The 8,919-nt window shown below is 62.1% G+C and carries 8 protein-coding genes; 2 read left to right on the top strand and 6 right to left on the bottom strand.

Annotation, left to right across the window (positions count from 1 at the left end; translation table 11 throughout):
• The first annotated feature begins 359 nt into the window (after nucleotides 1-359).
• Nucleotides 360-548: a hypothetical protein gene (locus tag BLW78_RS28310; protein WP_091683476.1), complete on the top strand. Its 189-nt coding sequence runs from the start codon at nucleotides 360-362 to the stop codon at nucleotides 546-548.
• Between the two features lie 162 nt (nucleotides 549-710).
• Here BLW78_RS28310 and BLW78_RS28315 read toward each other — a convergent pair whose 3' ends face one another.
• Nucleotides 711-1,220, bottom strand: a complete 510-nt coding sequence (locus BLW78_RS28315; protein WP_091683478.1) for a metallophosphoesterase family protein — start codon at nucleotides 1,218-1,220, stop codon at nucleotides 711-713.
• Nucleotides 1,221-1,347: 127 nt separating this feature from the next.
• Between BLW78_RS28315 and BLW78_RS28320 the strand changes: the two genes are divergently transcribed.
• Nucleotides 1,348-1,593 carry a helix-turn-helix domain-containing protein gene (locus BLW78_RS28320; protein WP_091683480.1) on the top strand — a complete coding sequence of 82 codons (246 nt, stop codon included), beginning with the start codon at nucleotides 1,348-1,350 and terminating at the stop codon, nucleotides 1,591-1,593.
• A gap of 764 nt (nucleotides 1,594-2,357) precedes the next feature.
• Here the strand turns inward: BLW78_RS28320 and BLW78_RS28325 are convergent.
• From BLW78_RS28325 to BLW78_RS28345, 5 genes are all read right to left on the bottom strand, one after another.
• Entirely contained in the window at nucleotides 2,358-4,172 is a 1,815-nt protein-coding gene (locus BLW78_RS28325; RefSeq protein WP_165923229.1) for an AAA family ATPase, read from the bottom strand.
• A gap of 143 nt (nucleotides 4,173-4,315) precedes the next feature.
• Nucleotides 4,316-4,651, bottom strand: coding sequence for a DUF6634 family protein (locus tag BLW78_RS28330; protein WP_091683484.1), 336 nt, complete (start codon nucleotides 4,649-4,651; stop codon nucleotides 4,316-4,318).
• A gap of 46 nt (nucleotides 4,652-4,697) precedes the next feature.
• The gene (locus BLW78_RS31125) at nucleotides 4,698-5,519 is read right to left on the bottom strand and encodes a hypothetical protein (protein WP_132369226.1); all 822 of its coding nucleotides are present in this window, start codon (nucleotides 5,517-5,519) and stop codon (nucleotides 4,698-4,700) included.
• Between the two features lie 1,382 nt (nucleotides 5,520-6,901).
• A complete protein-coding gene (locus BLW78_RS28340) occupies nucleotides 6,902-7,747 on the bottom strand; it encodes an IS3 family transposase (RefSeq protein WP_139307767.1) in 846 nt (281 codons plus the stop codon).
• Nucleotides 7,748-7,789: 42 nt separating this feature from the next.
• Nucleotides 7,790-8,860, bottom strand: coding sequence for an IS630 family transposase (locus tag BLW78_RS28345; RefSeq protein WP_132369412.1), 1,071 nt, complete (start codon nucleotides 8,858-8,860; stop codon nucleotides 7,790-7,792).
• Between the last annotated feature and the right edge of the window lie 59 nt (nucleotides 8,861-8,919).

Here is an 8,919-nt window from a genome sequence, read left to right on the forward strand (position 1 = left end):
GCCAAGCTTATTACGCGACTGGCGGTAGACTGGACGGAAGCAGCCTGGGGCATTCGGCTCTCGTTATGTCGCGCGTGCATGCAACAGGGTAGGGGGCTTCACTTATCCTCCCCTAACCCTGAGCATCGGCTGATGGCATAGGCCTGGGACGTGTCCATGGATCGCAAGGATGGCATAACCGCGAGACTGCTCCGGAATGGCGGCAATCAGGCGCTTCGCATCTCTCGAGGGTCCGAGCTTTCCGGCACCAACGTGCGCACCTGCAGATTGCCGAACGGAAGTCTCGAAATCGAGTCTATGACCAAGACGAGCTGCTGGCGGCCTTCAAGGATAAGTCATCCGTCTCGGCGCAGGATTGAGTGTCCCCCGTCCACGAGCTTCCTATTGAGGCGGTAGACAAAGAGCAATTCCTGTTCGACACCAACATCATCTCCGAGATCGTGAAGTTGGGAAGGGACAGCGTCGTTCTCGGTATGTTAACCCAGACCGGCACGGCCCTGGGCGGATTGACGCCCCGAGCCTTCGCCGATCAATTCTATATTCCATAATACTGTTGTAGCGCGGTATAAAATTGAGGAAAATCTCTCCAATTATGAAGAATCGATGATATGTGTCTGATTGACAAATATTTTTCATTATTTATCTTGGATATTTTTGCTATAGATGATTTATTTATTCGAGACGAATTGGGGTGTTTCGTCGGATCTGCACTAGCTTGTATCTGCGTTTGATTTCACCACGATTTCGTCGAGAGACGCAGGTTTGAAATCCCAGGCATCCACTCCGACGTCGTAGGATCCCGGCAAGTTCGGCAGGCGACCATGGCTGTGGCCATGTAGGCACAGAGATCCACGATGCGATTTATTCCAAGCGCGCAGCGCATAGTGGAACATGACGAGCATTTGTCCAGAAATGTGGATTTCGGCGTAGTCTTGGATCGAAGACCATGGCAGCAAAAGGGTGTTTTTACGATCATGATTGCCTCGGATAAGATGGATTGATCTGCCTCTCAGTCGCCTAAAGATTTCTGCTTGCTGGTTGGGCCCGCAGCGGTGGGCGAAATCGCCGAGATGCCAGACTTCGTCACGCATCCCCACGACGGAATTCCAACGCTCCACCATCGCTTCGTCCATCTCTCCCGCATCCGCGAATGGTCGTCCGCAGAAACGAATGATGTTTGCGTGGCCGAAATGGTGATCTGCCGTGAACCATATGGTCATCACTGCCTCCCGACACTTCGCCGGCGGAACTGCCGTCGGCACCGCCGACGAAGAAAATCAGATTTTCTGATAATGCGCCATCTGGTCTAGCTGGGCTGTCGGCTTCCCAAATTCTGCCGACGGGCCGATGCCCAAGACCCTAAGAACCGCACGTCACCGAAGACTGATCGAACTTTTGGTCGAGGCTCGAGAGCGAGCGGGCCTCACCCAGCACCAACTCGCCGAGCGGCTTGGTCGATATCAGTCTGTCGTCGCAGCTATCGAGGGCGGCGGACGGAGGATCGACCTCGTCGAGTTTTTGGAGATTGCGGACGCGTTGGAACTCGACCCCGTGCAGGTGGTCGTGGCCGTGCGCGCGATGCCACCCCGGTAGAAAGCAACGTCGGCTTTCGGTGAGGCCACGCCAGCAAGGGAGGGACCGGATGGGGGCCTTCGAAGCAGTCAATCGTAGGTCGCGCCTGCAAGGCACCCGTCTGCCTCTGACAGCATAAGGGGGGATCTGAGTGGCATCCACGAAGCCTTCGAACAGGTTCGACTGCCGATGTGGATCGATGGCGGCAAAGGGCTACTCGGCCCAGCCGGGTCGATCGGGCAAAACGGTGGAGCTGCGGAACGAGGCGTCGGTTCAGGTGGGCTGAGTGATCGCCTCACTCAATCTTGTCTGGGCTTCACATCGTTGAAATGTCTATGCCTCGCTGATGCTGCTCTGTAATCGGCGGGGGTATGTCGCTTCGGGACCATCAGTTTTCTTGCCGGCAACCATGGCCTCGGTCGGTCAGTAGATTGACCAGGGATGGCTTCCGAGGAACCAATTCGTTGCCGAGGCCGAATGTCGCTGATATTGCGCCGAACAGCTTCCGACCCCGCGTCGCAATTAAAAGGCGAGCGGAGCACACGTACTGCCGATGCGAAGTTTCCTTGGCTGCGCAGTCCATTAGGCCGTATCGACCCTGCTTTGCTCGGTGGTAGGCCTTGCAACCGCAGCCCGGAAACTCCGACTCCAACAGCGAGTCGGGCGGTAGCCGGGCTTCCTCGTCGGTATGTCGCTCCAGTTCGGCGTGCCCCAGCATGAGCGTGTGCATGAATCGACGCCCGTCTCCCGATTATCCAGTCGTGAATGTGGGCTCGAATGCGATGTTAAGGAATTTTCTCGCCGAGTTTCTCGCGTACTTCGGAAGCGAGGGCTCGGCCCTGGTCGCAAAGACGCGTGGCGGTCATCTCCAGCGCGTCCCTTTCGGCAGTCAAAAGCGCGACGGCGCGCTTAAGACATGTTTTAAGCTCTTGATCCAGAACCTCCCGCAATCCTGCATCCCTCTGCAGCCAAGACGACAGGATGACGTCGTCAAGCGGTCCCACATACGCAAGGCGGTCGCCGAGACCATGACATAGCTCCGCCTCGGCAAGAAGCCTTGTAGCGACGGCGAGATCGGAATCCCGCGCACCTCCGGAACCGAATCCACTCGATCCGAGCACGATGCGTTCACCCGCGATGCCGGCCAGAAGCACTATCGCTTCCGCCAGGACGGAACCGCGCGTTCTATCGAAGCCGGCGTCGAGTGCGAAATGCGTGCGCCCGGCCTCGGGGCCGGCTGGCGTACGTGTGACGACAGCATCCAGCGCCTTCGAACCTGTCTCGGATTCCAGCAGCACTCCGGTGACGAGGTGCCCAGCTTCGTGCACGCAAACTCGTCTGAAGGCTGCATCCGATAAGCAGATTAAAGAGCGCAGACCGGCCTCGAGATCGGCGACCGTCAGCGGTCGGCCAGCGACGCGGGCCGACCGGCGTCCGTCTCTGACGATCTGCTCTAGTACGGCTCCAGAGGCTCCTTCAAGGCGGTCGGCGATAGAGGTCAGGTCCTCGTTCACCAGATCGCCCACGAGGTGAAACCGGAGAATGCCGATCCTTGCCGCGAGATCGGGCAGTGGGATCGCGATGTGTCGATCAAGTCTTCCCGGACGTTTGAGGGCGGCATCGACGACGTCAGGATGGTTCGTCGCACCGACGACTATCACTCCCTCTCTATCGGTCGCCCCATCGAGGCATTCCAACAAGGCGTTGACGACCTCGCGACTATAGGTGGCGTTATGGCCTTTGAGTTGCTCACGTTCTCCGAAGCTGTCGATCTCATCGATGAAGAGAATGGACGGAGCTGCAGCCTTGGCCGATGCGAAGGCTCCGTGCATCGCCTTCAGGACGTCGTTTAGGTAACCTTTAGCTTGCCATGTAGCGAGGGAATGGACGTGGACTGATACATTGCACGTGCGGCCAAGCGCCTGGGCGAAAGTGGTTTTTCCCGATCCAATTGGGCCAGATAAAAGTACCCCGCGGTCGACGTCCCGCCACCGCAGCCGGCCGGCACGAAATTCCTGCAGATCCCGCGCGAGATCGAGCCCCCACCGTCCGGCCCCGCCCAGCCCGTGCAGCTCCTCGAGGCGCGGTCCATCGACGGAACATTCGGTCGCCTCAGCAAGCTTGGCGAGGCGGAGTTCGGCAAAACGGCGCAAGCGAGCGAGGGCTCGATTGCAGCCCGCGCCCGTCCGGATCGCCGAGCCGTAGGCTGCGAGTGGGATAACGGCGAGCATTTCAGGCGGCAGCGACTTGGCAGGGATCTTCCTCATGAGGTTGCTAAATGCCGACCTCACCATACCCCAATCAGGCTCACCCAAACGTGCGTGTCCATCGATCAATCCTACGGAGCTTCCCGACAGGCGCGTACCCTCATCGATGATGAAGACGACTCTGACTTCCCGATCCCCGTCCTCCTGGAAGAGTTCGAAATCCATGACCGACGATTTGGCCGGCCGTCGCGAAACAAGGTCGACCACGCGCCAATCGGTACGCCTGCGGCACATGGTGGCTTGAAGAAGATCGCACGACGCTCTGGCAACGACGTCGGCGACTCGGGGGTCGTCAACGGAGATCGTCGCGACACCCGCGCCGCCCTTGAGCATGATCTGGAGGCCGGCACGTCGGAGAGCTCTGGCGACAAGCCCTCGGCAGATCAAGTCCGTTCCCGTTGCGTGAGGCAAGCGCTCGCGGGCTCGAAGCCCTGCAGGACCTCCTGGCGCGTTTGGCGGCGAGTTCCGGCGTGAGGTCATCGGCCATCGCCTCCGTCGGGACGTGGCAGCAGGCGATAGTAGCGCGACAATGTCCGAGCGTAGCCTCCCCTATGTTCGATCAAGAGCAGTTCGCTGGTTCGGCAGACCTGTCCGTCCGGTATCAGTGGATGACCAAGGACGATGCCTTCCAGATACGGAACAGGGGTGAGATGAACCTTCCATTCCATAAGGAGCGGCGCGTCTCGCAAGTCGTCAATCGACGGATGCTCGCCACGCGCCGCGCGCTCGAGATCCTCCGCTAGGCGACGGTACTTGGCAGCGATGCGGGCAAGTTCGGGGGAGGGGCTCTCGACTCGATGTACGATGGACATCACTCCGGTCCTCCGATGTCGCAACAGTCTTGTTCGGTTCGTCCGTTCATCCGGCCGGCACGTCGACCAGCCCAGGGTAGGCAATCTCAATCAGATTGAGGTGGCTGCGGGCATCCTTGAGCCGTCCGGCTTCCGTATCGAACTCGGAGCGATCGGCTGCCTTCACGATCCGCACACCTGCTCCGCCGCGGCGAAGGCCGTCTGCGATCCCGCCGATGACCGTTGCCCGCTTTTGGCCGTCGGTGGGCAAACCGCCGACGATGAGTACGTGCCAGTCGCGCATTCCTTCCGCGCCTTCGGCCATTCGGGATAGATCGCTTCGCCAATTCCGAGGTTTACGCAGGAATGTTCTGGGACCGGTGTCGGCATCCATGCCGTGGGCAATGTACAGGGGACAGCCGTCTGGCGGGCAAATCTCGAATAGCAGAGCCCGGTCCTCGAGCGTTCCACGCGCCACCCAGGCACCGCCAAGGCGATCTTCGATCCGGCACGCGAAGCTCTCGAAAACGTCTCCAGCCAGGATGAAATCATAGTTGCTCCGGAATGGCCGGGCCGCCTGCGGAGGCCACGGACGGAAACGTCCGATTTCGGAGGCATGACGCAGGGCGAGACGCACCACCGATGAGGGAGTGAGGACGCGATGTGCTGCGAGCGCTCGGAGCCTGTCGATCGTGTCGTCGGAGATGCCAGTCAAATCGCTGATATCGATCGACAAAACGTCGTGGATTGATCCGAACGTGCGAAGCCGAGCGCCGGACGACAGTTTTCGCGCCAGAACGGCGACCGAGCGCCCATCGCCGACGGATTGGCAGAGCCGCCGACCCGTCGGAAACTCGAATATGTTCCCTTTCCGCATGGTGTCACCCATTCGGCGGGAGATCGCGGCTCCTCGACGGTCGACCGCTATCCGGCCGCACGCCTTCGCAGATGCCGGCCGCAGGCTTCGCCGCGGTTCGGTCCGCATGGCACGGATCGCGCCGACTATATCGAGCGATGCCACGCTTCGTGACGAGCACGACACGGCGACCGATCCGTCGTGCGTCGCGCTTCACCTCGAGAAGCCGCCGCCTCAATTCCGGCTTGCGCCAGACCCGGTTCGTAGCCGCCAGGACGATGACCGATCCCTGCGTGCGTCTGAACGTGGCGTGGCTCAGACCCTCGTCGGCGAGGCGCCTATAGGACATGATGTCGTCCAAGCCTCTTGGAGTTGCGACAAGAACGTCCGATCGCGACCTTGCAACCATCTCGAGTATGCGAGCGAGATGTATTCGCTCCTTTGCGATACGGATTCGACGGCAGAGACTGTTATGAATGGCGTCGACGATTGCTTCGCCGGCATCCGTACGATGCTTCGACATGGCGCGAGCTCCGCATCCGCAAGGCGGAAGGCCGAGGTTGCCAGGCTGTAGGGGTATCGACGCATCGCGCGACGGTATGACGGCGATTGCGCGTCGTCTTCGACCTTCGTCGAAGGTATCGCCGAAGGAACGGCGTCGATCGTGCGCACCCGACTTGAAGGTCGGACGAGGATCGGGTTTTCTGGTTCAACGCCTTTCGCAGATCGCGTTCCGGCTCCGTCGACCAGTTTTTTGAGGATGCATTAGTAATGAGTCCTCGTCAAGTGTTATCGCCGCCGAAAATTGAGCCTTCTCAGATCAGAGGAGCGCGCGCCATGCTGGGCTGGACGCAGGACTGCCTTGCGGCGCGATCCGGAGTGCCTAAACGCAGTATCGCCGGCTTCGAGCTTGAAAGCAGCGGGCTGAGGCCCGACACGCTGAAGCGATTGGTTGCGTGTCTTTCGGACGCTGGGATAGCGTTTCGCAATGCGGATGACGATGAAGCGGGTATCGCGCTTCGCAGATCCGCCAGAGGTGCCAGCGCTATTCCCGTCGCGCGACCCGGATCAAGACGTGCGAAGGCTGGATCGGTTCGCGCCCGGACGCCCGCCTCAATCCCGGACACGCAAAGCTGAATCCACCTACAGGGCTACGCCGGCCCATCTGCTTGGTGCCATCGCGGTAAGCGCTCTTTGCTTATGAAAGCCGACGTCGAATCTGCGTTCATCGATGCACCTTCTGCCAACGGTTTTTACATTTAAGACGTCTAAGTTGGCAAACGTTCAAGTTGTTTGTACCGGTGGCGATCTTTTTGAGAGTACGATATTGTGTTCATCGGACGAAAAAACCCATGGGTCACCGAGAATATGCCTGAAGTGTACCGCCTGCGGATTGTGAGACCCCGGTCTGAAGCCTACGCGGCGATGGCCGCGGGTGGTAGCTGCGCGGCGCAAATATCGGCCGGTGGCCGGAACCCGTGTCGCTCGATCAGCCACGTCTCATTGTAGAGATCCCGGAACGCCAGCAGCGCGTGGCGCAGATCCTCGACCGTCTCGAAGTGCTCGACCCACAACAGGTTCTCCTTGAGGGTGCGGATGAAGCGCTCGGCGCAGCCATTCCCCTCCGGGGCGCGCACGAAGGCGGGCGAACTCGCGATGCCCAGGAACGCGAGCTCCGCCTGGAAGGCGTCCGCCATGTACTGGCTGCCGTGATCGTGCCGGACGCTCAGGCCGGAGGCGATCTCGGCCGCGAAGCCACCGAAGCGCTGCCGCACCCCTTGGCGGATCGGCTCCAGCGCCTCGAAGCGCGTAGCCCGGCGCGCCGCATGGATGCCCACGCACTCGGCCGAGCAGTGATCGATGGCCACGAACACCGCGACCTGTCCCTCGGCCGTCCAGGTGGTGGTCAGGTCGGTGCCCCACATCGTGTCGACCCGGTCCGGGATGATGGTGCCGTCGTGGTTGCGCGGACCGCGCGGCGTGCCGACCCGCGTGGGGGCCAACAGGTCGTGGGCGCGCATCAGGCGCAGCACCCGGCACTTGGAGGTGCGCACGCCCTTCATGCGCAGCCGTGCCCAGACCTTGCGATGGCCTTCGCCGTGGAAGGGGCTGTCGGCCAGGATGGCGCGGATCCGCATGAGCAGTGCGGCATCCGGCATCGCCCCGAGCGGGCCGGGCCGCCGCGCGGGATCGGACCCGGCCTCCGATCCGAGCCCCGAGCGGGGCGGTGAGAGATGCCGGTGGACTGTGGCGCGCGACACGCGCCAGATCCGGCACACCCGAGCCAGCCCTAGTGCACTGACTCAGACGGATGGTTCAGGGGATCGGCTGACGGCGGCGAGGATGTCGGTGGCGGGCTTGGTCCAGACGAAGGGTTTGGCGCGCCGGTTGTGTTCGGCGATGTAGCGTTTGATCGCCGCCTGCAGATCGACGACGCCGGTGAAGGAGCCGCGTCGCAACCGACGACGGGTGAGCGCCGAGAAGAAGCCCTCGACGGCGTTGAGCCACGAGGCCGAGGTCGGGGTGAAGTGGAAGGTCCAGCGCGGGTGTCGGGCGAGCCAGGCGCGCACCTTCGGATGTTTGTGGGTGGCGACGTTGTCGAGGATCGCGTGGATCGCCTTGTCGGGCGGGACGGTGGCCTCGATGGTGTTCAGGAACCGGATGAACTCGCCGTTCCGGTGGCGCTGCATGCAGCGGCCGAGCACGGTGCCGGCCAGGACGTCGAGGGCGGCAAACAGCGTCGTGGTGCCGTGACGGGTATAGTCGTGGGTCTGGGCGGCGGGATGGCCGGATCCGAGAGGCTGGTCGGGGCGAGTGCGCTCCAGGGCCTGGATCTGGCTTTTCTCATCGATGGACAACACCACCGCGTGGGCAGGCGGGGCCATGTAGAGGCCGACGACATCCTCGACTTTGGTGGCGAAGGCGGGGTCGCGCGAGCGCTTGAACGTGCGCAGCCGATGCGGCTGGAGGCGGTGAGCGTCCCAGATCCGCTGCACGGCGCGCAACGAAATCCCGACAGCGCGGGCCATGGCACGGCCGGTCCAATGGGTGACCTCGCCGGGCGGCTCCGAGCAGGTCAGTGCCAGCACCTCGGCCACCGTCTCGGTCGAATGGGGCGGCGTGCCGGGCGGACGCGTCTTGTCGCGCAGCAGACCTTCCACGCCCGCCTCGGCGTAGCGCCGCTGCCAGCGCCACACGGCGGGGCGGCTGACGCCCGCCCGTCGGGCGACATCCTGGACGCTCAGGCGCTCGGCTGAGAACAGGACGATGCGGGCACGTTGGATATGTTTGAGTGGGCTGGAGCGGTCGCTGGCGATCGCAGCCAACCGCGCCGCGTCGGTCGGAGGAAGGAGCACGCATACCGTCTGGGCCATGGCCCAGACTCGCACGTCTCACCGACTCTGTGAATCCTCCGTCCGCGTCACCGCACTAG

Source organism: Methylobacterium sp. 275MFSha3.1 (assembly GCF_900108435.1).
GTDB lineage: Bacteria > Pseudomonadota > Alphaproteobacteria > Rhizobiales > Beijerinckiaceae > Methylobacterium.

Excerpts from the sequence above, each read along its gene's own strand:
- BLW78_RS28315 (WP_091683478.1), bottom strand. The coding sequence starts at position 1,220 with ATGACCATATGGTTCACGGCAGATCACCATTTCGGCCACGCAAACATC.
- BLW78_RS28320 (WP_091683480.1), top strand. The coding sequence starts at position 1,348 with ATGCCCAAGACCCTAAGAACCGCACGTCACCGAAGACTGATCGAACTT.
- BLW78_RS28325 (WP_165923229.1), bottom strand. The coding sequence starts at position 4,172 with ATGCTCAAGGGCGGCGCGGGTGTCGCGACGATCTCCGTTGACGACCCC.
- BLW78_RS28330 (WP_091683484.1), bottom strand. The coding sequence starts at position 4,651 with ATGTCCATCGTACATCGAGTCGAGAGCCCCTCCCCCGAACTTGCCCGC.
- BLW78_RS31125 (WP_132369226.1), bottom strand. The coding sequence starts at position 5,519 with ATGGGTGACACCATGCGGAAAGGGAACATATTCGAGTTTCCGACGGGT.
- BLW78_RS28345 (WP_132369412.1), bottom strand. The coding sequence starts at position 8,860 with ATGGCCCAGACGGTATGCGTGCTCCTTCCTCCGACCGACGCGGCGCGG.